This window comes from Streptomyces sp. CNX435, assembly GCF_059570575.1.
Genome location: NZ_JCANTA010000012.1, coordinates 26,800 through 52,233, shown reverse-complemented (window position 1 = coordinate 52,233; position 25,434 = coordinate 26,800). Strand labels below are relative to the sequence as shown.

General features: G+C 71.3%; 25 protein-coding genes, 1 tRNA gene and 1 pseudogene. 16 read left to right on the top strand and 11 right to left on the bottom strand.

Features of this window, described 5'->3' with window-relative positions:
- Nucleotides 1–71 precede the first annotated feature (71 nt).
- From T328_RS20480 to T328_RS20465, 4 genes are all read left to right on the top strand, one after another.
- The gene (locus T328_RS20480; RefSeq protein ID WP_496497558.1) at nucleotides 72–539 is read left to right on the top strand and encodes an FtsB family cell division protein; all 468 of its coding nucleotides are present in this window, start codon (nucleotides 72–74) and stop codon (nucleotides 537–539) included.
- A gap of 84 nt (nucleotides 540–623) precedes the next feature.
- Complete coding sequence (locus tag T328_RS20475) at nucleotides 624–1,160, top strand: DUF501 domain-containing protein (protein WP_496497557.1); 537 nt, start codon at nucleotides 624–626, stop codon at nucleotides 1,158–1,160.
- On the top strand, nucleotides 1,157–2,089 hold the full coding sequence (locus T328_RS20470; RefSeq protein ID WP_496497556.1) for a Ppx/GppA phosphatase family protein: 933 nt from the start codon (nucleotides 1,157–1,159) through the stop codon (nucleotides 2,087–2,089). The genes T328_RS20475 and T328_RS20470 overlap by 4 nt, the downstream gene beginning before the upstream one ends.
- An 88-nt stretch (nucleotides 2,090–2,177) precedes the next feature.
- Entirely contained in the window at nucleotides 2,178–2,825 is a 648-nt protein-coding gene (locus tag T328_RS20465; protein ID WP_496497555.1) for a hypothetical protein, read from the top strand.
- A gap of 30 nt (nucleotides 2,826–2,855) precedes the next feature.
- On the opposite strand, the gene T328_RS20460 is transcribed toward T328_RS20465, so the two are convergent.
- Both T328_RS20460 and T328_RS20455 read right to left on the bottom strand, forming a co-directional pair.
- Entirely contained in the window at nucleotides 2,856–3,125 is a 270-nt protein-coding gene (locus T328_RS20460; protein ID WP_496497554.1) for a type II toxin-antitoxin system RelE family toxin, read from the bottom strand.
- Complete coding sequence (locus T328_RS20455; protein WP_496497553.1) at nucleotides 3,122–3,394, bottom strand: type II toxin-antitoxin system Phd/YefM family antitoxin; 273 nt, start codon at nucleotides 3,392–3,394, stop codon at nucleotides 3,122–3,124. Before T328_RS20455 ends, T328_RS20460 begins: the two co-directional genes overlap by 4 nt.
- Before the next feature lie 76 nt (nucleotides 3,395–3,470).
- Here T328_RS20455 and T328_RS20450 point away from each other — a divergent pair.
- The 7 genes and pseudogenes from T328_RS20450 to T328_RS20420 form a co-directional block, all read left to right on the top strand.
- A pseudogene (locus tag T328_RS20450) lies at nucleotides 3,471–3,724 on the top strand (GntR family transcriptional regulator); the annotation flags it as partial.
- A complete protein-coding gene (locus T328_RS20445) occupies nucleotides 3,721–4,386 on the top strand; it encodes a YdcF family protein (RefSeq protein WP_496497552.1) in 666 nt (221 codons plus the stop codon). The pseudogene T328_RS20450 and the gene T328_RS20445, both read left to right, overlap by 4 nt.
- Before the next feature lie 299 nt (nucleotides 4,387–4,685).
- Nucleotides 4,686–6,212: an NAD(P)/FAD-dependent oxidoreductase gene (locus T328_RS20440; RefSeq protein ID WP_496497551.1), complete on the top strand. Its 1,527-nt coding sequence runs from the start codon at nucleotides 4,686–4,688 to the stop codon at nucleotides 6,210–6,212.
- Between the two features lie 195 nt (nucleotides 6,213–6,407).
- Complete coding sequence (locus T328_RS20435; protein ID WP_496497550.1) at nucleotides 6,408–7,694, top strand: class I SAM-dependent methyltransferase; 1,287 nt, start codon at nucleotides 6,408–6,410, stop codon at nucleotides 7,692–7,694.
- A gap of 383 nt (nucleotides 7,695–8,077) precedes the next feature.
- Nucleotides 8,078–9,334 (top strand): helix-turn-helix domain-containing protein, encoded by a 1,257-nt coding sequence (locus T328_RS20430; protein WP_496497549.1) that lies wholly within the window; start codon nucleotides 8,078–8,080, stop codon nucleotides 9,332–9,334.
- Between the two features lie 417 nt (nucleotides 9,335–9,751).
- Complete coding sequence (locus tag T328_RS20425; protein ID WP_496497548.1) at nucleotides 9,752–9,979, top strand: hypothetical protein; 228 nt, start codon at nucleotides 9,752–9,754, stop codon at nucleotides 9,977–9,979.
- Nucleotides 9,976–10,311, top strand: a complete 336-nt coding sequence (locus T328_RS20420) for a hypothetical protein (RefSeq protein WP_496497547.1) — start codon at nucleotides 9,976–9,978, stop codon at nucleotides 10,309–10,311. The genes T328_RS20425 and T328_RS20420 overlap by 4 nt, the downstream gene beginning before the upstream one ends.
- 160 nt (nucleotides 10,312–10,471) lie before the next feature.
- Here T328_RS20420 and T328_RS20415 read toward each other — a convergent pair whose 3' ends face one another.
- The 5 genes from T328_RS20415 to T328_RS20395 all read right to left on the bottom strand — a co-directional run bounded on the left by T328_RS20415 (nucleotide 10,472) and on the right by T328_RS20395 (nucleotide 14,980).
- On the bottom strand, nucleotides 10,472–11,140 hold the full coding sequence (locus T328_RS20415; protein ID WP_496497546.1) for a hypothetical protein: 669 nt from the start codon (nucleotides 11,138–11,140) through the stop codon (nucleotides 10,472–10,474).
- Complete coding sequence (locus T328_RS20410; protein ID WP_496497545.1) at nucleotides 11,133–11,810, bottom strand: hypothetical protein; 678 nt, start codon at nucleotides 11,808–11,810, stop codon at nucleotides 11,133–11,135. The genes T328_RS20415 and T328_RS20410 overlap by 8 nt, the downstream gene beginning before the upstream one ends.
- Before the next feature lie 38 nt (nucleotides 11,811–11,848).
- The gene (locus T328_RS20405) at nucleotides 11,849–13,183 is read right to left on the bottom strand and encodes a hypothetical protein (protein WP_496497544.1); all 1,335 of its coding nucleotides are present in this window, start codon (nucleotides 13,181–13,183) and stop codon (nucleotides 11,849–11,851) included.
- Nucleotides 13,180–13,488, bottom strand: coding sequence for a DUF6317 family protein (locus T328_RS20400; RefSeq protein WP_496497543.1), 309 nt, complete (start codon nucleotides 13,486–13,488; stop codon nucleotides 13,180–13,182). The genes T328_RS20405 and T328_RS20400 overlap by 4 nt, the downstream gene beginning before the upstream one ends.
- A 103-nt stretch (nucleotides 13,489–13,591) precedes the next feature.
- On the bottom strand, nucleotides 13,592–14,980 hold the full coding sequence (locus T328_RS20395) for a cystathionine beta-synthase (RefSeq protein ID WP_496497542.1): 1,389 nt from the start codon (nucleotides 14,978–14,980) through the stop codon (nucleotides 13,592–13,594).
- A gap of 340 nt (nucleotides 14,981–15,320) precedes the next feature.
- On the opposite strand from T328_RS20395, the gene T328_RS20390 reads away from it, so the two are divergent.
- Nucleotides 15,321–16,364, top strand: a complete 1,044-nt coding sequence (locus T328_RS20390; protein ID WP_496497541.1) for an SGNH/GDSL hydrolase family protein — start codon at nucleotides 15,321–15,323, stop codon at nucleotides 16,362–16,364.
- Between the two features lie 243 nt (nucleotides 16,365–16,607).
- Here T328_RS20390 and T328_RS20385 read toward each other — a convergent pair whose 3' ends face one another.
- Nucleotides 16,608–17,459, bottom strand: coding sequence for a MurR/RpiR family transcriptional regulator (locus T328_RS20385; protein ID WP_496497540.1), 852 nt, complete (start codon nucleotides 17,457–17,459; stop codon nucleotides 16,608–16,610).
- A 138-nt stretch (nucleotides 17,460–17,597) separates the two neighbouring features.
- On the opposite strand from T328_RS20385, the gene T328_RS20380 reads away from it, so the two are divergent.
- The gene (locus T328_RS20380) at nucleotides 17,598–18,014 is read left to right on the top strand and encodes a hypothetical protein (protein WP_496497539.1); all 417 of its coding nucleotides are present in this window, start codon (nucleotides 17,598–17,600) and stop codon (nucleotides 18,012–18,014) included.
- Between the two features lie 265 nt (nucleotides 18,015–18,279).
- A complete protein-coding gene (locus T328_RS20375; protein ID WP_496497538.1) occupies nucleotides 18,280–19,638 on the top strand; it encodes an SGNH/GDSL hydrolase family protein in 1,359 nt (452 codons plus the stop codon).
- 259 nt (nucleotides 19,639–19,897) lie between these two features.
- Here T328_RS20375 and T328_RS20370 read toward each other — a convergent pair whose 3' ends face one another.
- Together T328_RS20370 and T328_RS20365 are read right to left on the bottom strand one after the other, a co-directional pair.
- On the bottom strand, nucleotides 19,898–20,482 hold the full coding sequence (locus tag T328_RS20370) for a hypothetical protein (RefSeq protein WP_496497537.1): 585 nt from the start codon (nucleotides 20,480–20,482) through the stop codon (nucleotides 19,898–19,900).
- Nucleotides 20,483–20,750: 268 nt separating this feature from the next.
- A tRNA-Leu gene (locus T328_RS20365) sits at nucleotides 20,751–20,832 on the bottom strand.
- Nucleotides 20,833–21,180: 348 nt separating this feature from the next.
- On the opposite strand from T328_RS20365, the gene T328_RS20360 reads away from it, so the two are divergent.
- Nucleotides 21,181–22,002, top strand: a complete 822-nt coding sequence (locus T328_RS20360) for an ABC transporter ATP-binding protein (RefSeq protein ID WP_496497536.1) — start codon at nucleotides 21,181–21,183, stop codon at nucleotides 22,000–22,002.
- A gap of 65 nt (nucleotides 22,003–22,067) precedes the next feature.
- Nucleotides 22,068–24,635 (top strand): ABC transporter permease, encoded by a 2,568-nt coding sequence (locus T328_RS20355; RefSeq protein WP_496497535.1) that lies wholly within the window; start codon nucleotides 22,068–22,070, stop codon nucleotides 24,633–24,635.
- A gap of 52 nt (nucleotides 24,636–24,687) precedes the next feature.
- On the opposite strand, the gene T328_RS20350 is transcribed toward T328_RS20355, so the two are convergent.
- Nucleotides 24,688–25,377 (bottom strand): VOC family protein, encoded by a 690-nt coding sequence (locus tag T328_RS20350; protein ID WP_496497534.1) that lies wholly within the window; start codon nucleotides 25,375–25,377, stop codon nucleotides 24,688–24,690.
- Nucleotides 25,378–25,434 lie beyond the last annotated feature (57 nt).

Sequence of the window (25,434 nt, the reverse complement as noted above, 5' to 3'; positions counted from 1 at the left end):
GCCCCGGCCGCACCGCGTAAGGTGCGACCGGGGCCGACCACCGCCTGCTGCCCGGGGAGGACGCGACGCACATGGCCAGGGAGCGCTTCTCCACCACCACCCGGCTCAGGCTGCTCGGCGAGCAGGCCGTCAGCCGGGTCTCGGAGCGCGTCTACCGGGCGCGCCCGCCGCGGCGCAGCCGGCTGACGGGGCGGGCCGCGGTGCTCGCGCTCGTCGTCTGCTCGCTGGTGGTGGCGCTCGCGTACCCGCTGCGCCAGTACATCGCCCAGCGCGCCGAGGTCGCCGAGCTGGAGCGGGAGAAGGCGCAGGCCGAGCGGCGGGTGGAGGAGCTGCGGGACGAGAAGGCGCGCTGGGAGGACCCGGAGTACGTACGCCGGCAGGCCCGCGAGCACCTGCACTACGTCCTGCCCGGCGAGACCGGCTACCTCATGCGCGACGGCTCCGGCTCCGCCCGCTCCGGCGACGCGGGGGAGGCGGTGGACCGGCCGTGGTACGAGAACCTGTGGGACGGTCTGGACGCCGCGGACGGCAAGCGCTGAGGCTCGTACCCGTACGCCGTACGCCGTACGCCACGCGAACCCGCCCGCCGCATGCCCCTTGCGGGCACCGGTCGAAGAGGAGAGATGGACAAGCCCCCGCCGCCCACCGAGCACACCCCCGCCACCGCCGCGGACGCCGCGGCCGTGGCCGAGCAGCTGGGCCGCGCCCCGCGCGGCCTGCGCGCCGTGGCGCACCGCTGCCCGTGCGGCAACCCCGACGTGGTGGAGACCGCGCCGCGGCTGCCGGACGGCACCCCCTTCCCGACGCTGTACTACCTGACATGCCCGCGCGCGAACTCCGCGATCGGCACCCTGGAGGCGGACGGCGTGATGAAGGAGATGACGGCCCGGCTGGCGGCGGACCCGGAGCTGGCGGCGGCGTACCGCGCGGCACACGAGGACTACGTCGCCCGCCGCGACGCGATCGCCGAGCTGCCCGGCTTCCCGAGCGCGGGCGGGATGCCGGACCGGGTGAAGTGCCTGCACGTGCTCGTCGCGCACGCGCTGGCGGCGGGGCCGGGGGTGAACCCCCTGGGGGACGAGGCGCTGGAGATGCTGCCGGAGTGGTGGCAGAAGGGCCCGTGCGTCACGGGTGGGACTTCCGGGGAGGATGAGGCATGACCCGAGTGGCAGCCGTCGACTGCGGTACGAACTCCATCCGCCTGCTCGTCGCGGACATCGACGCGGCGGCCGGTGAACTGAAGGACCTGGACCGCCGGATGGAGATCGTCCGGCTGGGTCAGGGCGTGGACCGCACGGGCCGGCTGGCGCCCGAGGCGCTGGAGCGCACCTTCGCCGCGTGCCGCCGGTACGCGGAGATCATCGAGCGGCTGGGCGCGGTCCGTGCCCGGTTCGTCGCCACGTCGGCGTCCCGGGACGCCGAGAACCGCGCGGACTTCGTACGGGGCGTGGAGGAGATCCTGGGCGTCCGGCCCGAGGTCATCAGCGGCGACGAGGAGGCCGCGCTGTCCTTCACCGGCGCCACCGGTGAGCTGGCCGGCAAGGTGCCGGGCCCGTACCTGGTAGTCGACATCGGCGGCGGCTCGACGGAGTTCGTCGCCGGCACCGACCGCGTCGAGGCGGCCCGCTCGGTGGACATCGGCTGCGTCCGCCTCACCGAACGCCACCACCTCGCCGACCCCCCGACCGCGGAGCAGGTCGCGGCGACCCGGGCCGACATCGCCGCCGCCCTCGACACGGCCGAAGCGGCGGTCCCGCTCCGCGACACCGCCACCCTGGTCGGCCTCGCCGGCTCGGTCACCACGGTCGCGGCCATCGCCCTGGGCCTCCCCGCGTACGACTCGGTGGCCCTGCACCACGCCCGCATCCCGGTCGACCAGGTCCGCGAGGTCACGAAGTCCCTGCTCACGGCGGACCACGCGGAACGCGCCGCGATCCCGGTGATGCACCCCGGCCGGGTCGACGTGATCGGCGCGGGGGCGCTGGTGCTGCTGTCGGTGATGGAGCGCACGGGCGCCCGCGAGGTGGTGGTCAGCGAGCACGACATCCTCGACGGCCTCGCCTGGTCTCTGGCGCTGGAACCGCGGTAAGCGGCACCCCTCGACGGGATCGTCGCGGCTGCGAAAATCACCCCGGACCCCACACTCGTCGCATGCGGCGGTCAGCGGAGCGGAGGCCATGGAAGCAGGAGACCTCGCGACCTGGGCGAGCGCCATCGCCGGGTCGGCAGTCGCCGCTCTGGGGGTGGTGGTCGCCGCCAGGATGCTGCGTGTGGAGCGCGACCGGGACGCAGCCTCCGGGAAGTCCGACGCATCGCTGCAGGCAGACCAGGTCTCCGCGTGGATCGAGATGAGCAGGACCAGCGATCCCGATGCGGTGGTGACGACCGCTGCGCTCCCCGACTATCCGGACGTGAAGCTGTTCAACGCCTCACCGCTGCCGGTCTACGACGTCCACGTCTTCCTGTGGGTGCAGATGTCGGCGTCGCCCGGCGGCGGCCCGCCCTGGGAGAACGTGCCGGTGCTCTGGCAAGTGCGGAAGCTCTGCCCGCCGGTCAAGGAGCCCGAAGTGATCAGCCACTACCTCCGGGCAGACCACCGGCAGGCGCATCTCATGCATCACAGCCTGGGGATATCGCTGTCGTTCAAGGATGCGGGCGGACGACGCTGGCACCGGACCATCGACGGCGTGCTGCGCCGCGCCGAGTCCGCGGCCGGCACCGCGTTGCACGTCGACGGGGCCAGTGTGAGGCACGTGAGGTATCAGCGCGTGGAGCAGGCGGCCATGCACGCCAGACGGGTGCGTGTGAACCCGCCGCCGCGCTGAGCCGCCTGAGGAGGGCGAGCGCCTCGTGCCTCACAGGTTTCGGTAAACGTCGCGCCGGTTGCCCACCTTGACGACGAGGATGACGAGTTCACCGTCATTGATCTGGTAGGCGACCCGGTAGTTGCCGACCCGCAGTCGAAAGAGGCCCGAGGGTCCGGCGAGCTTCTTGACGTCGGCGTCTTCGCGGTACGGATCGTCACCGAGCGCGGTCAGCGCGGTGAGGATGCGCATGGCGTCGAGCCTGTCGATGTCCCGGAGCCGCCGCTGTGCCGCCGCGGTGAATCGGAACGCGTACTTCACGCCGCGCCGTCACCGCGCTCGCTGAACAAGTCCGCCAGCATCTCGGCCATCGAAACGGTGGGCCCGCCGTCGGCCAGCACCGCCTCCGCCTCGCGGGCCAGCAGCACGTCGGCCGCCTCCTCCAGCGCTTCGAAGTCGGAGATCGGCACGACCGCGGCGACCGGGGCGCCGTTACGTGTGATGACTGTCGGGGTACCGTCCTCGGCGCGGTTGATGTGCTCCGCAAGGTGTGCGCGAGCTTCCCTGACGGTCACGGTGTCATCGGCCATAGAACGAGTGTACACGATTCTGTGTACGCAGATCGCGGCACTGCGGGGAACGAACCCGATTTCACGTGGAGTCACACTGCCGGAAGGTGCGGAGGTCTACGCGCGCATGCGCCTGGTCAAGGAACGCTCACAGCCGACGCACAAGCTGACCAGCTACCGTCCCGAGCATGTGGAAGGGGCGAATGGGTGGTAGAGCTGCACCGGACGACTTATACCGCAGACGGCACCGTGGTCGAGTTCGCGATCGGCGTACACGCGGCGACGCGCTTCGCATGGACCTACGACTTCAAGGTCCCCGACTCGTCGAAAGCGGAGAGCGAGGACAAGTGATCTCAGCGCAGGCATGGGCAGACGCTCAACGACTCTGGGACTTCCAGCAGATGGGCCACGAGCTGCGCCCGTGCTCTGTTGCGATCGGACTCGGCAGTCATGACCTGGGAGTCGCGGACACAACCGCTGATCTCTACCAGCGGGACATGATGCCGCTGATCGTCTTCACCGGGGCGACCAGCCGCACCACACGCGACCGCATGCCGCGTGGAGAGGCTGAGCACTACCGTGCGCGGGCGATAGAGCTGGGGGTGTCGGCCGGCGCGATCCTCGTGGAGCCGCGGGCCCGGAACACGGGGGAGAACATCCGGTTCTCCCGCACGCTGCTCGAAGAGCAGCATGTCCCTGTGTCGTCTGTCCTGCTGGTCAGCAAGCCGTACGAGGAACGACGGGCCTACGCGACCGCACGCAAGCTGTGGCCCGAAGTCGAGTGGGTCAGCGCGTCCACATCCATGACCCTGACCGCATACGCCGACTCCATCGGGGACGCGCGCTTGGTGCTCGACATGCTGGCCGGCGCACAGCAGCGGCTCATGATCTACCCGCAGCAGGGATTCATGATCGAGCAGCGCATCCCCGACGACGTGGCCGCAGCCTACGAGCGCCTGCGCGATGCCGGTTTCACGAGCCGACTCGTGCCGGACACCCCGGAGCGGAGGTGACGGAGTCGAGCACGGGAGAAAGTTCGTGAAGATATTCACATGCTCCGCGGGCAGATTTGGCCGCTGTGCTCGAATCCTGGACCCCCAGGCCCCGCGCGGGGTGTGACGGACGCTTTGCGTCAGAGTGACATCTGCGGGTCGTGACCCGGAAACCGCAGCTCAGCGGGGTGCGGCCGGAATTCGGCCGCAGACGCGCGACGAGCGCGCTAGGTGTGGCGGCGCAGTATAGCACCATGGGGGGTAGAGCTTGTGAACCCCCTCACGAGCATGCCTCCGACCCCGGGGGGATACTCGGAAACATGAGCACTACGGAGCGTCCCAGGATCCTCGTAGTAGGCGGCGGTTACGTCGGCCTTTATGCGGCGCGCCGCATCCTGAAGAAGATGCGGTACGGGGAGGCGTCGGTCACCGTCGTCGACCCGCGCTCGTACATGACGTACCAGCCCTTCCTCCCCGAGGCGGCCGCCGGCAGCATCTCCCCCCGGCACGTCGTGGTCCCCCTGCGCCAGGTTCTCCCCGGTGCCGAGGTGCTCACCGGCCGGGTCACCTCCATCGACCAGGACCGCAAGGTCGCGGTCGTCGCGCCCATCGTCGGCGGGCCCTACGAGGTCCCGTTCGACTACCTGATCGTCGCCCTCGGCGCCGTCTCCCGCACCTTCCCGATCCCCGGCCTCGCCGAGAACGGCATCGGCATGAAGGGCGTCGAGGAGGCCATCGGGCTGCGCAACCACGTGCTGGAGCAGCTCGACAAGGCGGAGTCCACCAACGACACCGACGACCGGCGCAAGGCCCTCACCTTCGTCTTCGTCGGCGGCGGCTTCGCCGGCGCCGAGACCATCGGCGAGATCGAGGACCTGGCGCGCGACGCCGCCAAGTACTACCCCTCGATCAAGCGCGAGGACATGCGCTTCGTCCTCGTCGACGCCGCCGGCAAGATCCTCCCGGAGGTCGGCCCGGTGCTCGGCAAGTGGGGTCTGAAGCACCTCCAGGAGCGCGGTATCGAGGTCTACCTCAACACCTCCCTGGAGTCGTGCGTCGACGGCCACGTCGTCCTCACGAACGGCCTGGAGGTCGACTCCAGCACCGTCGTCTGGACCGCCGGCGTCAAGCCGCACCCGGTGCTCAAGGAGTACGGCCTGCCGCTCGGCCCCAAGGGGCACGTCGACACCGCCGCCACCCTCCAGGTCCAGGGCAGCGACCACATCTGGGCCGCGGGCGACAACGCCCAGATCCCGGACCTCGCGGCCCGCGCCGCCGGCGTCGAGAACGCCTGGTGCCCGCCGAGCGCGCAGCACGCCCTGCGGCAAGCCTGGCTCCTCGGCGACAACGTCGTGGCGGCGCTGCGTGGCTTCCCGCAGCGCGCGTACCGGCACAAGAACAAGGGCGCCGTCGCCGGCCTCGGCCTGCACAAGGGCGTGGCGATGGTCACCGTGTTCGGCCGGACCCTGAAGTTCAAGGGCCGCCTCGCCTGGTACATGCACCGCACCTACCACGGCATGGCCGTGCCGACCTGGAACCGCAAGATACGGGTCCTCATGGACTGGACGCTCGGCGTCTTCCTCAAGCGCGAGGTGGTCTCGCTGGGCGCCATGGAGTCGCCGCGCGACGAGTTCTACGAGGCCGCCGCGCCGGTCACCGCCGCCGCGCGGGCGCAGCACGACCAGTCCGTACGCGACGGGGAGGCGACGCGGGAGCAGGAGCGGGCCCGCGGCGCCGCGGGCCTCCCGCCCGCCGAGGACACCGGCGGGAAGCACAGCGACGGGGAACACAGCGGCGGGGAACACAGCCGCGGGGAGCGCAGCCGCGAGGCGGCAAGGGCCTCCTGACACTGCCGGCACCCGCGAGTACCCCTGGTACCAGCCGGTCAGGCGTCCTCCCGGTCCACCGGGCAGGGCGCCTGACTGCTCTTTTCGGCTGGAATCAGCGCGCAACGGGACTTCCCGGGGTGGGCATTGGTGTTTACGTGGAGTCCAGCAACGGAGGAACACGTCGACCACCTGCCCATCTCACGGAGGTGTGCCATGCCCGACGCCGCCGCCCCCCGGCTCGCCGCGCTCGCGGAAGAGCTGCTCGGGGGCCCGCTGCCGATCCGTATCCGCGCCTGGGACCGCTCCGAAGCCGGCCCCGAGGGCACCCCCGTCCTCGTCGTACGCCACCGCCGGGCGCTGCGCCGCATCCTGTGGCGCCCCGGTGAACTCGGCCTCGCCCGCGCCTGGGTCGCCGGCGAACTCGACGTCGAGGGCGACCTCTACACCGCGCTCGACCGCCTCGCCGGCCTGCTCTGGGAACGCGACCCCGACGCCCCCCGGCCCCGCCCGGCCCGCCTCGCCGCCCTCGCCCCCCGCGTGCTCGCCCTCGCCCGGCCGCTGCCCCCGCCCCCGCCGCCGCCCGAGGAGGTGCGCGGGCACAAGGCCCGCGGCGCCCTGCACACCCTGCGCCGCGACAAGGCCGCCGTCAGCCACCACTACGACGTCGGCAACGACTTCTACGCCCTCGTCCTCGGCCCGTCCATGGTCTACTCCTGCGGCTACTGGGACGACGGCGGCACCCTGGAGGACGCCCAGGCCGCCAAGCTGGACCTCGTCTGCCGCAAGCTGGGCCTGAAGGAGGGCGACCGGCTCCTCGACGTCGGCTGCGGCTGGGGCTCGATGGTGCTGCACGCGGCCCGCGAGTACGGCGTACGCGCCGTCGGCATCACGCTCTCCGCCGAGCAGGCCGCGTACGCGCGCAAGCGGATCGCCGACGCCGGACTCGGCGACCGCGTCGAGATCCGCGTCCAGGACTACCGCGAGACCGCCGACGGCCCGTACGACGCGATCTCCTCCATCGGCATGGCCGAACACGTCGGCTCCCGGAGCTACGGCGAGTACGCCCGAGTACTCCACCGGCTGCTCCGCCCCGGCGGCCGGCTGCTCAACCACCAGATCGCCCGCCGCCCGATCACCGACGAAGACGACTACGCCATAGACGAGTTCATCGACGCCTACGTCTTCCCCGACGGCGAGCTGTCGCCGATCGGCACGACCGTCGGCCAGCTGGAGCGCGCGGGCTTCGAGGTGCGCGACACCCAGGCGCTGCGCGAGCACTACGCGCTGACGCTGCGCCGCTGGGTGGCGAACCTGGAGGCCCGCTGGGCGAAGGCGGTGGCGCTCACCACGCCGGGGCGGGCGCGGGTGTGGCGGCTGTACATGGCCGCATCGGCGCTGTCCTTCGAGCGCAACCGGATCGGCGTGAACCAGGTGCTGGCGGTACGGACGCCGGAGTCGGGCCACTCCGGGCTGCCGCTGCGGCAGCCCGGGTGGCGGTGACCCGGGCGACCCGGGCCCGCGGAGCGTGATTCCGCAAACGGTACGAGGGCGTCACGCCCGCGCAGCACGGGGTTAACACGGGTCGGGCACATTAGAGGACATCGGAAAGGACGACACCACCGATACCCGAGTACGGCGCCAGTGACCTCCGGAGCGGCTCCCGGACCTCCTGGTCGCCGGACGTAGGGCACGGACCTGAACCGGCCCGCGTCCCACGCGGGGACCGCCGTCGTCCCGCCCTTGGTGCGTGCACCAGGGTGCGGCGGTCCCCGCGCACACTCCTCTGCCTGCAGGTGCACAAGCGAGTGCGGGGAGGATTCGCCGTTCCCCGGTGGCTGATCAGGGGTACCGTTCTGAGTGTCGCAGTCAGGACGGAGTTCAGCATGCCCGATACGACTGACCGGTATATCGGCGCGCGGATTGCCGAACGGCGCGCGGACCGGGATCTTACGCAACAGGGGCTCGCCATACGCGCCCACGTGTCCGTGTCGCTGCTCTCAAAGGTGGAGTGCGGACAGAAGCCAGCTTCACCTGAATTCGTTGCTGCGTGTGCGAGGGCGCTTGGGGTCACGCCCGCTGACCTCATCGGGCAGCCGTATATCGGCGAGCTGCGCAGAGACCGAGTAGATCAGCTAATCCAGCCGATTCGGGAAGCCCTCAACGTTCATAATATCGGGCACGACCCGCCGGTTCGGCCCCGGTCGTTGGGCGAACTCTCCAATGAAAGAGACCGCATCTGCACGCTCATCCATGAGACTGACTTGCGCACCGCGGCGGTCGAGTTGCCCGCTCTGCTGCGTGAGGCTGTTTCCGTCGCTCACGAATCCAACGAACCTCGGGCGTGGGCATTGCTGGTCGGCTTTGATCGCGTAGCGTTCAACGTCACTTCGAAACTCGGGTTCCATGACCTCTCGCTGGTTGCTGCAAACTGCGGTGAATTCGCTGCCGACCGGAGCGATGACCCCGCCCTCGTGGCCATGACCAGGGACGTGCACGCGATTGCGTGCCTGCGGTCCGGTGAGTTCGACACCGGAAAGCGACTTGTGGCGCTCAGTGCACGCTGTCTGGAAGATGCGAGAGAGGGAATCGAGCGTGAGGCGGCGGCCGGCAAGCTTCACCTGACTTCTGCAATCCTGGAAGTCCGCAGCGGCAATAAGTCAGAAGCCGAGCATCATTTTGACCTGGCGGAGCGCCACGCGCAGCAGACGGGCGAAGCCACGCCGGAGCGATGGTTGCGGGCCGGTCCGCAGGCTGAACCTGTCCCGAATGATCCGATCGGCTTCCGGGACCGGGGCGTCCACTGGGTTGTGTTCGGCCCGACCAATGTTGCCGCTCACCGTATCGGCGCTCTTGCCGACCACAACGAGCATGCCGAAGCGCTTCGGATCGGCCAGACCCTTCGTATTCCGAAGAACTGGCCCCCGATGCGGGCGGGGCAGATTCATATCGATATGGCTCGCTCGCGTCTGTGGACGCGCCAAGACGACGCGGCATTCAGGAGTCTGTTGCAGGCTCAGAAAGTCGCCCCGCAGCAGACTCGTTACCACCCTCAGGTGCGGGAAACGGTCGTGCAGCTACGCAAGCGGGAGCGATCGAAGCGCGGGAGCCTCACCCACTTCGCAGAGTGGGTCGGCGTCTGACATCCGCGTGGTAACGGGGAGTTGCACGGTTCTGTGCAACTCCCCGTCGCCCTGCAGGTGCACTCTTTGACAGTCGACAGACCCCCGCGACCGCTGACACGGCCCGGGGGCTTGGCCAACGCTGACAAGGAGCGCTGACGCGTCCCACAGTATCGCTAATCTGTTCGTGCGCTTGTTCCGGTTACTCGCTCCCGCCTCTGGCCGTCATCGCTGTGCCGGGCCGTCTGCGGTGACGTTGCCCGTGGACCGGCCGACCGTGCCTGTGTCGTGTGTGCGCGTGGTGAGCGGTGCGTACGTGGTGGCGCATGAGCGGCGTGAGGAAGCGCGTCGGCAGCGTGCCCGGCGGCGCGTCCTGGTGCTCGCGACGCGCGGCGTTGATGTGGGTCCGCGCTGGATTCACGAAGCGGCGGTGCCCGCATGAGTGCAGGGGAACACGGCAGCGACAAGTTGCGTGAGGCGGAGGCGGCTCGGGATGAGTTGTCGGCGGCGCTGCGGGAGGCGGGTATCAATTTTCCCGCTATGGACGTCAAGCCGCAGGGGGTGAAGGGCGGCAGGCCGTCTTACGGCATGGTCGAGTTGGGCGCGGTGTCGCCGCCGGTGGCGCGTTGCCTCGCGCAGTGCATCGCGCGGGGAGCGGAGAGGTGAGCGCGCACCCGCCGGAGTTGCGGCTGCTGCCGTGGACCACGCCGGAGGGCCGCCCGTGCTACGTGCCGACGGACACGGGGTGGCTGTCAGCGTACGCCGATGCGATCGAGGGCCAGCAACCCATCTGGGGCCACGATGTGTTGGAGCGCTCCGCGTATGTGCTTCAGGGCGGGGCGTCAGAGACCGAGTTGCGGTTCCCGGTGCAGCGGCTGAGTGAGGCCCTGCGCGGCGCCCTGAGGATCGCCGCGGAGAGCCGCACGGGTCGGATAGCCGAACCGGGCGGTGATGGCCCGCCAGGTGTCGGCGGCCCCTCGGCTGAGGCGTTCGGGTGAGCGCCCCGAACGGCCCCGCCGCCCTGTCCGGCGACTCCGCCGGGAGCGCCAAGGCCCCCGGTGCGGTGCTGTAGAGGGTCCTGCGGCGGGCATTCTGTGCGCCCTGTGCCGCTCCGCTGCCGTACCTCGGTGCACGTCCCGGGGTACGGCGGTCCCCGCCTCACACGTCTACCTGCACGTTGACCAGCGGGTTGTCGAAGCTGACGTGGTCGGCGACGTCGCGCAGCATCGCGCGGTAGTGCGCGCGGCGATAGGGATCGGGCGTGGTGAGCGTCAGCACGGCGAGCCGGCTGCCGTCCGGGTGGGGCAGGTAGGCGTGGAGCTGGAGCAGCCGGTCGACGGGCAGCCCGAGATCCGGCGCGACGGACTTCGTCTCCTCCCCGATGGCGGCGGGCCCGCAGGGAAGGTCGAGCACCTCGATCCGCTCGTGCCCGGCGGCGACGGCGCGAGCGGCGGTGAGGTGCCGTGGAGCGCGGCTGATCTCCTGCCAGCGGAAGGTGAAGAGCGAGGTGAGGATGCGGCCGTCGCCGTCGTCGTCGCGGTGCGTGCCGAGGGAGCAGTGGACGACGCCTTCCTCGCAAAGGGCGAGAATCATGCGCTGAGCGGCGGCCAATTGGCCGATAAGTTGCTGCCGGAGAGCCTCGTCGGGGGCGGAGGCGAGGATGGGGTCGACGGCGTCCCGGAGCTTTGCGGCGTCGGGGCTCCCGGGGGGAGCGGTGAGGGCGTCAAGCGGCAGGGTGGTGAACCCCGCGGGCAGGGCGAACCAGGCTTCGCGGTCGGGGGCGGTGGCGGAGCCGCTGAGAATGTAGGTGGGCTGGTCCTCAGTCACGGGGGCCTCGCCAACCAATGGCTTGCCGTGCGTGGGCTAGGTCTTCGGGGGAAGCTTGCCACGAGTTGACGTCGATGGGTGCCGTTTGCTTCGTCTCTCCGACCTGGACGATGAGGTGCATGCGTTTTGGTGCTGGGATTTTTGGGGTACTTCCGGGTTTGGTGACGGCGATGACGCCGAAGAAGCGCGGATCGCCGACGAACCAGATGGGCTTCAACTGAGCCTTCAGCTCAGGCTTGGCGCGGGGTCCCATGCGCCTGGTCCACCATGTGGGCACGTAACGCAGGTGTTGGTACATCAGGATCGTTTCTCCCGGCTGTGCGGGGTGGGGGATTGTGAGGCAGAGCTTTGTTGGCGTTCCTTCGGGGTGGTGGGGGAAACTGTATGGGATATCGTCGAGACGCCAGGGATAGGCCCGAAGGATTCTGCGGATTCGGATGTTGATGAGGATTTGAGCAGGCTGAATTTTGGCGCGATACGCGCCATAGCACATCGGAAGAGCAAAGACGAAGACGAACGCCTTGGAAAGGAAGACGACAAGCAGGCACAAGAGGCACCAAGGGCTGAGGAACCACCCGATGAGGGCAAGGATGCTGATCGTTGTCTGCCTGGCCCAGACACGTCGGGTCAGCGGGTGCTCCCAGGCGGTGGCGTAGTCGGACGGGTACACGCGAGAGACCTCATTCGAGATTGCTGCTAGGGCTGTTGTCAGGGGAAAACGCGGGGTATGAGGGCGATCAGCTCTCCACTGCCGATCCCTGCGATCTCCAGGCCGCCAATGGCAGTACCTGAAATGCCGACACCCTCGTTGTCAGTGAGCAGGCCAGCTCCCCCAGAGAGCACACCGCTGGAAGTTGCGGCGATCTGAATCACATCTTTCGCCGAATCAGGCAGCCGCACGCCATGGACAATGCGAGTCAGCACGGGGTTGTCCAGCGCGGCGATTCCTTGCGCTTCTGTCATGACACGGCTGCCCACAGTGCCGAACTTCTGGCCGAGTGTCAGAGCCTCGGTACCTGTCCGAATAGCGCCCGCGCCGAGTCTGATTCCCTGCCCTACTGCAGTCAAGCCGGGAATCACGCCCAGCGCATCGGCGCTCACGCTTACCAGGTTGGAGAAGAAATCTGAGTCGAATTGGCCTTTCGTGAAGCCATCCACCAGGGACGACCACACCTCCGAGTTGGTCAACCGGAGCACCAGCGCGCCCAGGCTCAGCCCTGCCGCCACCAGCAGCAGCACTGCCGTGGCCGTGCCGCCCGTGACGATCGTCAGGGCGGCCAGGGCCACCACGCCTGCCGCGATGCTGAGGATGTCCGGGAGGTTCTCCGAGATCCAGGCCGCGGCCTTGGCGAAGAAGCCCGGTTCCTGCGGGGCCAGTTTGTCCGTGGCGTCGCGGATCCGTGCCGCGCGGTCGCTGGCTTTGTTCTCGTGTTCCCAGGCGAGGTTGCGGGCGCTGGACAGGATGCTTTCGAGGTCCGCCTGGGCTTGGGCCACTGCCGCGTTGAGGCGGCGCATCGTAGCCTTCGCCTCGTCCTCGTCGTCGGACTTCTCTCCGCCGCCGGCGTCCCGCTTGGCCGCGTCGGCGTTGGATTCCGCGTCGCCGAGGGTCTCGCGCGCTTCGCGGGCCTTTTCGTTGAAGCGGTTGGCGCGGTCCTGGAACTCGCCGAGGTCGAACTCCCAGCGGTCGAGTTGCTTGGCGGCCTTCCTGATGGAGTGGGCGGCGTTCTTGAGGTTCAGCGGGAGCGGGCCGTCCTCTAGCTGGTCCCGGAAGGCGGTGGCCGCGTCGCCCTTCCAGTAGCTGCCGTCCATCAGCTTGGTGATCATGTCGCGGGTCTCTTCGAGCACGTCCGCGCACTTGATGAGCTTGGCCCGGAGGGCCTTGACGGTGTCCGTGCTGCCCGGCGCGGGGTTGAAGCCCAGGTGCGGATACGTGTCGGGGACCGTGCCCGGCTGGAGTCCCTGGGGCTGGGTCATAGGTAAGTCGGCGAACATGCCGCGCGGTCGCCGGTCGCCGTCTAAGCCGGGAATGTCGCCGTTCATCATGTGCCGCCTCCCTGGGAAGCCTTCGTCAGATTTTCCTCCAGGGCCTTGTCGACCTCGGCGTAACTCTCCTTGCTGTCCTCGACGATCTTCGCCAGTTCCTCCACCTGCTCACCGATCTGCCCGGTCCCGTACTTCCAGTCGTCCTGGAAGTCCTGGCAGGCGTCATCGAGGTCGTCCGTGCCGAGTCCGGTGATGGTGGAGTCGCGCAGGGCCTTGTGCACTCCTTCGAGCAACCGCACCGAGCGCTTCAGTAATCGCATGAAGCGCTCCAGTTCGTCGCCGTCGACGGCGAGGCGATCCGACAATCTTCCCCTCCCAAGGTGTCGTTATCCCCCGATACGAACGCATCGTAGCGGTGAGTAGTGACACACATGCGAAGGGTGTGGATAACTGGGGCGAGATCAGTCCTCAGGCCCGCCCGGCACCCTTCGCCAGGTACGCCAGCAGGTCCGTCCGCGACACCACGCCCGTCGGCTTCCCCGCCACCAGCACCACCGCCGCGTCCGCGCCCTCCAGCACCGCCACCAGGTCGGCCACCGGCTCGCCCGAGCCCACCTGCGGCAGCGGCGGGCACATGTGCTGTTCCAGCGGGTGGTCCAGCTCCGCCTTGCGGGTGAACAGCGCGTCCAGCAGTTCGCGCTCCACGATCGAGCCGACGACCTCCGCCGCCATCACGTCCGGGTGTCCCGCCCCCGGCTTGACGACCGGCATCTGCGAGACCCCGTACTCGCGCAGCACCTCGATCGCCTCGCCCACTGTCTCCTCCGGGTGCATGTGCACCAGCGACGGCAGGCTGCCCTCCTTGTCCCGCAGCACGTCCGCGACGCTCGCGGTGCCGGCCTCCTCCAGGAAGCCGTAGTCCGCCATCCAGTCGTCGTTGAACAGCTTCGAGAGATAGCCGCGGCCGCTGTCCGGCAGCAGCACGACCACCACGCCGTTCTCGTCCAGCCGTTCCGCCACCCGCAGCGCGGCGACCACCGCCATCCCGCAGGAGCCGCCGACGAGCAGGCCCTCCTCGCGGGCCAGCCGCCGGGTCATGCGGAAGGAGTCCTTGTCGGAGACCGCGACGATCTCGTCCGCCACTCCGCGGTCGTACGCGTCCGGCCAGAAGTCCTCGCCGACGCCCTCGACCAGGTACGGGCGGCCGGAGCCGCCGGAGTACACCGAGCCCTCCGGGTCGGCGCCGATGATCTGCACGGCGCCGTCGGAGACCTCCTTGAGATACCGGCCGGTGCCGGAGATCGTGCCGCCGGTGCCGATGCCGGCGACGAAGTGGGTGATGCGGCCGTCGGTCTGCGTCCACAGCTCGGGGCCGGTGGAGTGGTAGTGGGACGCCGGGTTGTCGGGGTTGCTGTACTGGTCGGGCTTCCAGGCGCCGGGGGTCTCGCGGACCAGGCGGTCGGAGACGTTGTAGTACGAGTCGGGGTGCTCGGGGTCCACGGCGGTCGGGCAGACGACGACTTCCGCGCCGTACGCCCGCAGCACGTTGATCTTGTCGGTGGACACCTTGTCCGGGCAGACGAAGATGCACTTGTAGCCCTTCTGCTGGGCCACCATCGCCAGCCCCACGCCGGTGTTGCCCGACGTCGGCTCGACGATCGTGCCGCCGGGGCGCAGCGCGCCCGAGCGCTCGGCCGCCTCGATCATGCGCAGCGCGATGCGGTCCTTCACCGAGCCGCCGGGGTTGAAGTACTCCACCTTCGCCAGCACCGTCGCCCGGATGCCCTGGGTGACGCGGCCCAGCCTGACCAGGGGCGTGTTGCCCACCAGATCGGTGATCGACTCGTGAAACTGCATCGTTCACTCCAGGGTCCGGGGCTGTCAGGGCGAGCCCAGCGTAAGGCTTCCCGGCAGGTGATTGAGGCGGCCACCTGGCCGGGCAACACAGTGTTAGCACGCGCGTAGACCGCCGCCGGCGCTGGGTGCCCGCGCGCCGCGGGGCGGGGGGCCGGGAGACGGCGTAGACAGAGACGTAGGCATAGGCATAGGCAGAGCAGGCAGGGAGCGGTACGGGCCGCGGGGTGGGCAGGAACGAAAGGGCCGGCGGCGGCGTTACGGGCTCACAGCACGGGACACGGCGGGACACGACTGGGCATACGGCACGCACACACGGGGGCCGGCCCGGAACGGAGAGGCGATGTCGATGACCAGGGCGAGGGCGGCGCGCCGGATCGCCGCGGCGGCGGCGTACGGCGGCGGGGGCATCGGCCTCCTCGGCGGCGCGACGCTGGGCGTGCTGGTCGCGGAGGTGCACCTGGCGCGGCGCCGGGTCGGCGGCAGCGACGAGGAGCCGCCGCGGGCCGACGGGCGGTACGGGGCGGCGTTCGGCCGGCGGCGCGGGGTGCGGCCGGTGCAGCTGGCGTTCCTCGGTGACTCCACCGCCGCCGGCCAGGGCGTCTACCGCCCCCGGCAGACCCCGGGGGCGCTGCTGGCCTCCGGCCTCTCGGCCATCGCCGAGCGGCCGGTGGACCTGCGGAACGTGGCGCTGTCCGGGGCGCAGTCCGACGACCTGGACCGGCAGGTGACGCTGCTGCTGGACGAGGAGGGGCTGCGGCCCGAGGTCGCCGTCATCATGATCGGCGCCAACGACGTCACCCACCGGGTGCCGCCGGCGGTGTCGGTGCGCTGCCTGTCCGACGCCGTCGCGCGGCTGCGCGACGCCGGCGCGGAGGTCGTCGTCGGCACCTGCCCCGACCTGGGCACGATCGAGCCGGTGCAGCAGCCGCTGCGCTGGCTGGCCCGCCGGATGAGCCGGCAGCTCGCCGCGGCGCAGACCATCGCGGTGCTCGACCGCGGCGGGCGCACGGTGTCGCTGGGGTCGCTGCTGGGGCCGGAGTTCGAGGCCAACCCGCGGGAGCTGTTCGGGCCGGACAACTTCCACCCGTCGGCGGAGGGGTACGCCACCGCCGCGATGGCCGTGCTGCCGACGCTCAGCGCGGCGCTGGGGCTGTGGCCGGCGGAGGAGGAGCGGCCGGACGTCCGCCGCGACGAGGGCTACCTCCCGGTGGCCAAGGCCGCGGCGCAGGCCGCGGGGCGGGGCGGCACCGAGGTCGCGCCGGCCGGGCCGACGGGTGGCCGCGCGCCGTGGGCGCTGCTGAAGCACCGGCGCAGGCGGCGGGTGACGACGGAGCCCGCGGCGGACTCGGAGCCGGCGGCCCGGCCGGTGGGGGAGCGGGGGTAGGGGCGCGCCGCCCCGGTCCGCCCGGCCGGCCCGGCTTGTACGGCTCGCCCGGTCCGTATGGCTCGCCCGGTCCGTACGGGCCCGGGACCCCGGTGCGCATGGCCCGCCCGGTCCGTACGGGCCCGGGACCCCGGTCCGCATGGCCCGCCCGGTCCGTACACGCCCGGGACCCCCGGTCCGTACGGACCCGTACGGACACCGGGGGCGCGCTCCCCTTCCCCGGGCCACGGACGACCCCCCTCCTCAGTCCAGGAACAATCCCCGCTCCGCCGCCCGCGCGTCGAACTCCTCCAGCCGCGCCTGCGCCTCCGGCAGCGCGTCGCACATCGCCTCCAGCAGCACCCGCCCCAGCAGCATCGGCCCGCACGCCGTGTCGAACGACAGCCCCGTGCCCACCGCCGCCGGGAGCAGGACGTCGCTGTCCTGCGCGACCGGCGTGAATGAGCTGTCCGCCACCGTGACCACTGTCAGCCCCGTCGCGCGCGCCGTGCGCAGCGCGTCCGCCAGCTCCCGCGGGTGGCGGGGCAGCGCGAAGCACAGCAGCGCCGTGGCGCCGGCGCGGGCGGCGGCGTCCACGCGGTCGTCGAGCATGGAGCCGGCCTCGTCGAGGACCCGGACGTCCGGGTGCACCTTCGCCGCGAAGTACGCGAAGCCGCGCGCCTGCGCCGCGGCGGCGCGCAGCCCGAGCACGGGCAGCGGCCGGGAGGCGGCGAGCAGCCGGCCGGCGTCCTCGACCGGGGCGGGGTCGGCGAGCAGCGCGGAGAGGTTGTGCAGGTTCTCGATCTCGGCCTGGACGGCCTGCTGGTACTCGTTCCGATCCGCTCGTCCCGCCGGCTCGCCGAGCCCCGCCTCGCCGAGACCCGCCTCGCGCAGCGCGCGGCGCAGCGCCGGGTAGCCGTCGAAGCCGAGGGCGACGGCGAAGCGGGTGACGGACGGCTGGCTCACCCCGGCCAGCTCCGCCAGCTCCACGCTGGACAGGAACGGCGCGTCGGCGGCCCTGCGCACCATGCAGTGCGCGATGCGGCGCTGGGTCGGCGTCAGCCGGCGCCCCTCGAAGAGCTTCTGCAGCCGGGCGCCCGCGTCGGCGGAGACCATCCCACCTCCGGATCCGATGTGCTATTCACTGCACGACGACTCTGCATGACCGTATGCACGACGGCAAGGGCGCACCGGATCGAATTGGGGGGGTAGCACTACTGCACGTTTGCGCGCGGGCTCCGTACCGTACGGGGTATGAGTGCGCAGGACCCGGAGATCAAGAAGGAACTCGACGCCACCCTGCAGACCCGCAGGGATCTCGGCCCCGAGTACGAGGAAGAGCTGATCGAGGGCTTCCTCGAAAAGGTGCAGCAGCGGATGGACGGGACGTTCGACACCCGGCTGCGCCGCCAGCTCGCCGAGCAGCAGATGCAGGTCGCCCGGGGCACGCAGCCGGGTGCCGGTTCGGCGGAGGGCACGTTCGGCGAGCGCTTCGGGTTCGCCGCGGTCTCGATGCTGCTGGCGATCCCGCTGTCGGCGATCGGCGTGGTCAACGAGGGGCTGCCCGGGCTGCTGGTGACCTGGGGCGGCATCGTCGTCGTGAACGCGGTGCACGCCACGGGACTCTTCCGCCGCCGCCGCGCGGAGAAGAGCCGGTCCGACTGGGAGTAGAGAGTCCCGGCGCACGGGGTGGTTCGGGGGCTCGGGGGGCGGCAGGGCCCGGCCGACTTGGCCCGCGGAGCGGTCCGGATTCGCTGACGACGTCCTGTACCGGCAGGGAACACCTTCCGCGCGCCCGGGGATCACCCCGGGTCCTATTGGCATGTACTCGTCCGGGCGTCGCCGTTGACCGAGGCGGCGGGCGACCGTAGCGTACGAGCTGAAATTTTCGGCACTGCTTTCGAAATATTTCGCCCTCACGCTCCGGGAGCCGCTGATGCCCCAGCTCGTGTACCGACGTCCCCGTGACCGCCGCCCCGCCCTGCGCCCCTGGCTCGCCGCCGCCCTCGTCATGGCCCTCGTCGCGGCCGTGGCGGTGGCGGCCCACGCGCTACGCGGCCTCGCCCCCGCCGCCGCCGGCCCCCCGGAAACGGCAGCCGCCGCGCCCGGCGACCAGGCGCCGTGGGTCGCCGCCTGGACCTCGATGCCGCAGCTCACCGAGCCGGCGAACATGCCGCCCCCGCCGTTCACCCAGGACGACGGCGTGCTGGCGGACGCCACCCTGCGCCAGACCGTGCGCGTCACCGTCCCCGGCGACCAGCTCCGGTTCCGCTTCTCCAACGCCTTCGGCGGCGCCGACCTGCCGATCACCCGCGCCGCCGTCGCCCTCCCCGCCGGCGGCGCGGCCGGCGTCGACGGCATCGTGCCCGGCAGCTCGCGCCCGCTGACGTTCAGCGGCCGGCCGGCCGCGACGGTCCCCGTCGGCGCGCAGGTCGTCTCCGACCCCGTACGCCTCGACGTCGCGCCCGGCGCCAACCTGACCGTGACCCTGTACCTCGCCGACGGTCAGGCATCGACGGACGTCACCTCGCACCCGGGCTCTCGCACCACCTCGTACCTGCTGGCCGGCGACCACACCGACGCCGCCGCGCTGCCCGGCGCGACGGCCACCGACCACTGGTACTTCCTCAGCGGCGTCGAGGCCCAGGTCCCCGACGGCGCCGCCGCCGTCGCGGTCCTCGGCGACTCCCTCAGCGACGGCCGCGGCTCCACCACCAACGGCAACGACCGCTGGCCCGACCAGCTCTCCGACCTGCTGCGGGAGAGCGGCGACGGTCCGCCCGTCGCCGTCGTCAACCAGGCGGCCGGCGGCAACCGCGTCCTCGACGACGGCCTCGGCCCCAACGCCCTCGCCCGGCTCGACCGCGACGTGCTGGCGACGAGCGGCGTGCGGTGGCTGCTGGTCTTCGAGGGCGTCAACGACATCGGCACGGCGCCGGCCACCGAGGAGGCGCAGCGGGCGGTCGAAGACGAGCTGACGGCCGCGTACGACCAGATCGTCACGCGCGCGCACGCGCAGGACATCCGCGTCTACGGGGCCACGCTGACGCCGTTCGGCGGCAACGAGCTGTACGACGACCCGGCCGGGCTGCGTGAGGAGACCCGGCAGCGCGTGAACGACTGGATCCGCACCAGCGGGCGCTTCGACGCCGTCGTCGACTTCGACGCGGCCACCCGCGACCCGGCGAACCCCCGCGCCCTGCTGCCCGCCGTCGACACCGGCGACCACCTCCACCTCAACCCCGAGGGCTACGCGCTCCTCGCCCGCACGGTCCCGCTCGGCCTCTTCCGCTGACGTTGTTTCGACGCGTTCACGGTGATATTGGCGGCAACTACGCGGGTAATGCGGAACGTTGTTATTCACTTAACGCCGCCAATTCTTGTGCCGTTGAATTGGGTGTAAGCGGTGCCGCGAACGGTGCCAGGAGTGCGGAATTTCCGGAACGTGAATATCGCCGGCCCTGCGTACCGCGCATCCCGCACCGGAGCCCGTCGCCGGATCCGGCCGCCGGATCCGGCCAGGGCGCGGGCGGGCGCCCGCCCGCGCCCCGCCGTCAGACGGCCGCCGGCGAGCCCCGCCGCACGCCGCCGCCCGGCAGCGCGTCGCCCGCGGCTATGCCCGTACGGGCATACGCCGCGCCCCCGCCGCCCGTGCCCGCACCCCGGCGGGTGACGGCGTCGACCGGCAGCCACAGCAGCGCCTCCTGCTCCCGCTCCCAGCGCCCGAGCCACGCCGCCTTCGCCCGCAGCCCCGCACCGGCCCCGGCCAGTGCCAACCCGCCGGCGATCGGCACGGCCGCGGCCGAGCCGGCCGCGACGGCGAACGCCGCCGCCAGCCACCACCGCCGGGCCCGCCGCCATGCCCGTACGGTCACCGCCCGGTCCTGCAACACCGCGCCGCGGCCCGCCCGTTGGGCCTTCTCCGCCGCCGCCAGGCAGCGCCCGCGGCGCACCGCCCAGACGGCCGGGGCGACGACGAGGAACAGCGCCGCCCCGGCGTAGAGCCCGATCCACTGCCCGGTCAGTCCGTCCTGCCAGGCACCCGCCGCCGCGGCGGCGATACCCAGCCACCACAGCGGTGCCGCGCCCGCGCGCACCACGACCGCCGCCCGCGCCAGCGCCACCATCCCGCGCGCCACTTCCGCTCCTCCCGCCGAGGGTTGCCCATCGCGTGCGCGGGAGGCTACCTGCGGATTCTGAGGAACCGATGAGAAGCGGCGGCCGGGCGCCCGGGGCGCCGCGGGGGCTCCGGAACGGGGGCGGCGACGTAGGAGTGAACGTTTCCGCCGAGTGGCCGGTTCCGGACTGCCGGGGCGAGGCCGAACCGGGCGTCAGCGGTGCCCCGGAGGGGCGGGGTCACCGTGCTGACCAGTCGTCTTCGCAGGTCGACGACCTCTTGCCGGGAGGTGCCCGGAGCCGGACTTGAACCGGCACGGCCCGAAGGCCAGCGACTTTTAAGGTCGCCGTGTCTGCTTTCCACCATCCGGGCAGGACTTCCGGCCCGCACACGCTGCGTACGGGCCGCCGCATGGCGCGTAACCAGAGTAGCGGTGCGGATGGGCCGAACTGGCCATCTACGGACTGATGTTGGCTTGAATTAGGCCCGAGTTGTCGAAGAAGTCCTCGGATGAAATTCCACGACCCTAAATGCCCCTCTGGAGACCCTCGTCCGTCTCTTCTCTCAGGGTGCGGGTCATACCCGAGGAGGAGCCGGCGGGCACCCGAGTACCTCCTCGGTCGCGCCCGGAACCGGAGTGCGGGCTGATCCGGTCCACCGGATCCGCCGAGACGATGGACGGGACAGTTGCACCCCACCGTCCGACAGGAGCCCACCGCCGTGACCACCACCATCCCCGGCACCTCCGGCCGCGGTACCGCCTACGCCCCCGTAGCGGCGGCCAGCGCCACCGAGCTGACGAAGGTCTACGGCGAGGGCGAGACGAAGGTCGTCGCCCTCGACCGCGTCTCCGTAGCGTTCATGCAGGGCGAGTTCAGCGCGATCATGGGGCCGTCCGGCTCCGGCAAGTCCACCCTCATGCACTGCATGGCCGGCCTCGACACCATCTCCGGCGGGTCCTCCCGCATCGGCGAGACCGAGCTGACCGGCCTGAAGGACAAGAAGCTCACCCAACTCCGCCGCGACAAGGTCGGCTTCGTCTTCCAGGCGTTCAACCTGCTGCCGACCCTCAACGCGCTGGAGAACATCACGCTCCCCATGGACATCGCCGGCCGCAAGCCCGACCAGCAGTGGCTGCAGCAGGTGGTGGAGACCGTGGGCCTCGCCGGCCGGCTCAAGCACCGCCCGAGCCAGCTCTCCGGCGGTCAGCAGCAGCGCGTCGCCGTCGCCCGGGCGCTGGCCGCCCGGCCCGAGATCATCTTCGCCGACGAGCCCACCGGCAACCTCGACTCCCGCTCCGGCGCCGAGGTGCTCGGCTTCCTGCGCAACTCCGTGCGCGAGCTGGGCCAGACCGTCGTCATGGTCACCCACGACCCGGTGGCCGCGGGGTACGCGGACCGCGTCGTGTTCCTCGCCGACGGCCGCATCGTCAACGAGCTGCGCGACCCGAACGCCGAGCAGGTCCTCGACACCATGCGGCACCTTCCGGGGGGCCCGGCCCCCCAGACCCCCCGGGTTTCGACGCCGGACCGGGTCAGCTGAGCCTCGCTCGCCGACCCAGAAGGCCGCCCGCTACCGGCTTCTCACCCCAACAGGACTGACCCCATATGCTTCGCACCGCCTTGCGCAACGTGTTCGCGCACAAGGCCCGGTTGCTGATGACCGTGCTCGCCGTCATGCTCGGCGTGGCCTTCGTCTCCGGCACCCTGGTCTTCACCTCCACCATCTCCGACGCCTACACCAAGAGTTCGGAAGAGGGTTTCGACCACGTCGACGTACGCCTCCAGCCCGACGACGACGCCGACGAGGGCCGCCCCGGCGAGCCGCCCGCGCTCACCCAGAAGCTGCTGGACGACGCCGCCGCACTGCCCGGCGTGAAGTCCGCCACCGGCAACGTCGCAGGTTTCGCCGCACTCGCCGACAAGGACGGCGACCTCGTCGGCAACGGCTGGTCCACCAGCGGCGCCAACTACTACGCCGGCGAGGGCGGCGACGGCCGTCGGGGGGAGGACCCCCGCTACCCGATGCGCGCCGGCCGCGCCCCCGAGAACGCGAACGAGATCGCCATCGACGCCAAGACCGCCGAGCGCACCGGCTACGAGGTCGGCGACACCCCGCGGATGTCCGTCGACGGCCCCGTACTCGAACCGAAGATCACCGGCATCTTCACCACCGACGACGGCAACGTCGCCGCCGGCGGCAGCCTCGTCCTCTTCGACACGAAGACCGCGCAGGACCTCTTCACCAAGCCCGGCGAGTACACCGAGATCGACCTCGCCGCCGCCCCCGGCACCTCCGAGAAGCAGCTGCGGGCCGAGGCCGGGAAGATCCTGCCCGCCGAGGCCGAGGCGCTCACCGGCACCAAGCTCGCCGACGACCAGGCCAGGGAGATCGAGCAGGGCATGGAGGGCCTGCGTACCGGCATGCTCGCCTTCGCCGGCATCGCGCTCTTCGTCGGCATCTTCCTGATCGCGAACACCTTCACCATGCTCGTCGCCCAGCGCACCAAGGAGCTGGCCCTGCTCCGGGCCGTCGGCGCCAGCCGCCGCCAGGTCACGCGCTCGGTGCTCTTCGAGGCCACCGCCGTCGGCACGGCCGCCGCGCTCGCCGGGCTCGCCGCGGGCGCCGGCATCGGCGCCGGGCTGCGCTCGCTGATGGGCCAGTTCGGCGGCGCCGTGCCCGACGGGCCGCTGATCATCTCGCCCACGACGGTGATCATCTCGCTCGCCGTCGGCATCGTCGTCACCGTGCTCGCCGCCTGGCTGCCCGCCCGCCGGGCCGCGAAGATCCCGCCGGTCGCGGCGATGAGCAGCGTGCACGCCCAGGCGACCACGCGCAGCCTCGTCGTACGCAACACCATCGGCGCGCTCATCGCGGCCGGCGGCGCGCTGATGGTCGTCGCCGGCACCACCTCCGACGACGGCGAGGCACTCATGGGCGGCGGCGCCGCGGTGCTGCTCGTCGGCATCTTCGTCCTCACCCCGCTGCTGTCCCGGCCGCTGATCGCGCTCTCCGCCCCGCTGCTGCGGATGTTCGGCGTCTCCGGCAAGCTCGCCCGCCAGAACGCGGTACGCAACCCGCGGCGCACCGCCGCCACCGCCTCCGCGCTGATGATCGGGCTCACCCTCATCACCGGCCTGACGGTGATCGGCAGCGGCGTCTCCCACGCCATCGACAAGATGGCCACCGACGCCATGAAGGCCGACTACTCGGTCTCCATGTCGAACTTCACCCCGCTCAGCCCGGAGGTGGAGAAGAAGCTCTCGGAACTCGACGAGGTCACCGCCTCCTCCCCGCTGCGCGCCGTGCCCGTCGACATCGGCGGGGACGAGGAGGACCTCACCGCCGTCCGGGGCGAGAACATCGGGCAGTTGCTCGAACTGGACTTCACGGAGGGCTCGTTCGACGGCCTCGCCGAGGGCGTCCCGGCCGGCGGCGGCGCCGCCAAGGCGATCGTCGACGAGGACACCGCCGAGGACGAGGGCTGGAAGAGGGGCGACACCATCGAGGTGACGTACCAGGACGGCGCCAAGGGCACGCTCACCGTCTCCGGCCTCTACCACGGCAACGAGATGATCAAGGGCATCATCCTCGACACCTCGGTCGTCAACGCGCACCTGGACAAGATCGCCGACTTCGAGGTGTGGCTGAAGACCGAGGGCGGCGAGAGCGACGCCATGAAGGACAAGCTGGAGGCCGCCCTCGGCGACAACCCGGCCATCGCGGTGATGAACGAGGAGGACGTCTCCGAGGCCATCGCCGGGCTCATCAGCATGATGCTGAACATCCTCTACGCCATGCTCGGCATGGCCGTCCTCGTCGCGGTCCTCGGCGTGATCAACACCCTGGCCATGTCGGTCTTCGAACGCTCCCAGGAGATCGGCATGCTGCGCGCCATCGGCCTGGACCGGCGCGCGGTCAAGCGCATGGTGCGGCTGGAGTCGCTGGTCATCTCGCTCTTCGGCGGGGTGCTCGGCATCGGCCTCGGGGTCTTCCTCGGCTGGGCTGCCGGCGAGTTGATCTCCAGCTCGCTGGACACGTACACGCTGGTGCTGCCGTGGGAGCGGATGGCCTATTTCCTCGCCGGCGCGGCCCTGGTGGGCACGCTGGCGGCGCTGTGGCCCGCCCGCAGGGCCTCGCGGCTCAACATGCTCGCGGCCATCAAGAGCGAGTAGGAGAAGGGCCGTACGGCCGATCCTTCGACCGCGGCCCGGGCCGTCGGCCGGATCAGCAGGACAAAGGGGGCATGGTCGCGCCGTCCGGATCCCAGGACTCCAGGAACTCCGGCTGGACCGAGACGTCGACGAGTTCGAGCCGCAGACCGATGTCGCCGGGCATGCGGTGGTAGGTGAAGGGACGGCCGTGGGGGCGGGCGTCGAAGTCCAGCGGGAAACCCGCCGCGACGAGGTGCTGCGCACAGGCGTCGATCGCGCCGGCCCAGAAGCCGAGGTGGTCGCAGCGGGCGCCCGCGGAGGAGTCCCACGGGCTGCCCGGGGGCCCGTCGATCAGCTCGGTGTAGAGCGGGCCGTGGCGGGAGAAGACGATGCGGTAGTCCCAGTCGCCCAGCGTGCTTTCGCGCACCTCGTTCCACTCGGTGCCGACGGCCCCGGTGAGGTCCCGCATGGTGCGCTCGATGTCCGGTACCACGAAGCCCAGGTGGTACGGGCCGACGCTCCCGTCGGCCAGGCACGGCACCGTCCCCCCGGCCGGCTCCGGTGCCGCCGCCGGTCCCGCCGCCCCCGCCGCCCCCGCGGCGGCCCGCGGCCCGCGGTCGGCCGCGGCGGCAGCCGGGGCGCCCGCGCCGGCGCTCGCGGCGGCGAGCAGCGCGCCGAGCCCGGCCGCGCCGCCGGCGACCAGCGCGTGGCGCCGGCCGACCGGCGAGCGTGGCTTCTCGTCCTTGCCTGCGTCCGTGCTCATGATCTCCTCCCGGCGGGTCCGAGCGTGCTCACCCGGCCCGCCGGCCCGTCGTGACCG

Excerpts from the sequence above, each read along its gene's own strand:
- T328_RS20475 (WP_496497557.1), top strand. The coding sequence starts at position 624 with ATGGACAAGCCCCCGCCGCCCACCGAGCACACCCCCGCCACCGCCGCG.
- T328_RS20455 (WP_496497553.1), bottom strand. The coding sequence starts at position 3,394 with ATGGCCGATGACACCGTGACCGTCAGGGAAGCTCGCGCACACCTTGCG.
- T328_RS20390 (WP_496497541.1), top strand. The coding sequence starts at position 15,321 with ATGTCGATGACCAGGGCGAGGGCGGCGCGCCGGATCGCCGCGGCGGCG.
- T328_RS20480 (WP_496497558.1), top strand. The coding sequence starts at position 72 with ATGGCCAGGGAGCGCTTCTCCACCACCACCCGGCTCAGGCTGCTCGGC.
- T328_RS20440 (WP_496497551.1), top strand. The coding sequence starts at position 4,686 with ATGAGCACTACGGAGCGTCCCAGGATCCTCGTAGTAGGCGGCGGTTAC.
- T328_RS20435 (WP_496497550.1), top strand. The coding sequence starts at position 6,408 with ATGCCCGACGCCGCCGCCCCCCGGCTCGCCGCGCTCGCGGAAGAGCTG.
- T328_RS20350 (WP_496497534.1), bottom strand. The coding sequence starts at position 25,377 with ATGAGCACGGACGCAGGCAAGGACGAGAAGCCACGCTCGCCGGTCGGC.
- T328_RS20385 (WP_496497540.1), bottom strand. The coding sequence starts at position 17,459 with ATGGTCTCCGCCGACGCGGGCGCCCGGCTGCAGAAGCTCTTCGAGGGG.
- T328_RS20405 (WP_496497544.1), bottom strand. The coding sequence starts at position 13,183 with ATGATGAACGGCGACATTCCCGGCTTAGACGGCGACCGGCGACCGCGC.
- T328_RS20465 (WP_496497555.1), top strand. The coding sequence starts at position 2,178 with ATGGAAGCAGGAGACCTCGCGACCTGGGCGAGCGCCATCGCCGGGTCG.
- T328_RS20380 (WP_496497539.1), top strand. The coding sequence starts at position 17,598 with ATGAGTGCGCAGGACCCGGAGATCAAGAAGGAACTCGACGCCACCCTG.
- T328_RS20470 (WP_496497556.1), top strand. The coding sequence starts at position 1,157 with ATGACCCGAGTGGCAGCCGTCGACTGCGGTACGAACTCCATCCGCCTG.
- T328_RS20375 (WP_496497538.1), top strand. The coding sequence starts at position 18,280 with ATGCCCCAGCTCGTGTACCGACGTCCCCGTGACCGCCGCCCCGCCCTG.
- T328_RS20355 (WP_496497535.1), top strand. The coding sequence starts at position 22,068 with ATGCTTCGCACCGCCTTGCGCAACGTGTTCGCGCACAAGGCCCGGTTG.
- T328_RS20425 (WP_496497548.1), top strand. The coding sequence starts at position 9,752 with ATGAGTGCAGGGGAACACGGCAGCGACAAGTTGCGTGAGGCGGAGGCG.
- T328_RS20430 (WP_496497549.1), top strand. The coding sequence starts at position 8,078 with ATGCCCGATACGACTGACCGGTATATCGGCGCGCGGATTGCCGAACGG.
- T328_RS20395 (WP_496497542.1), bottom strand. The coding sequence starts at position 14,980 with ATGCAGTTTCACGAGTCGATCACCGATCTGGTGGGCAACACGCCCCTG.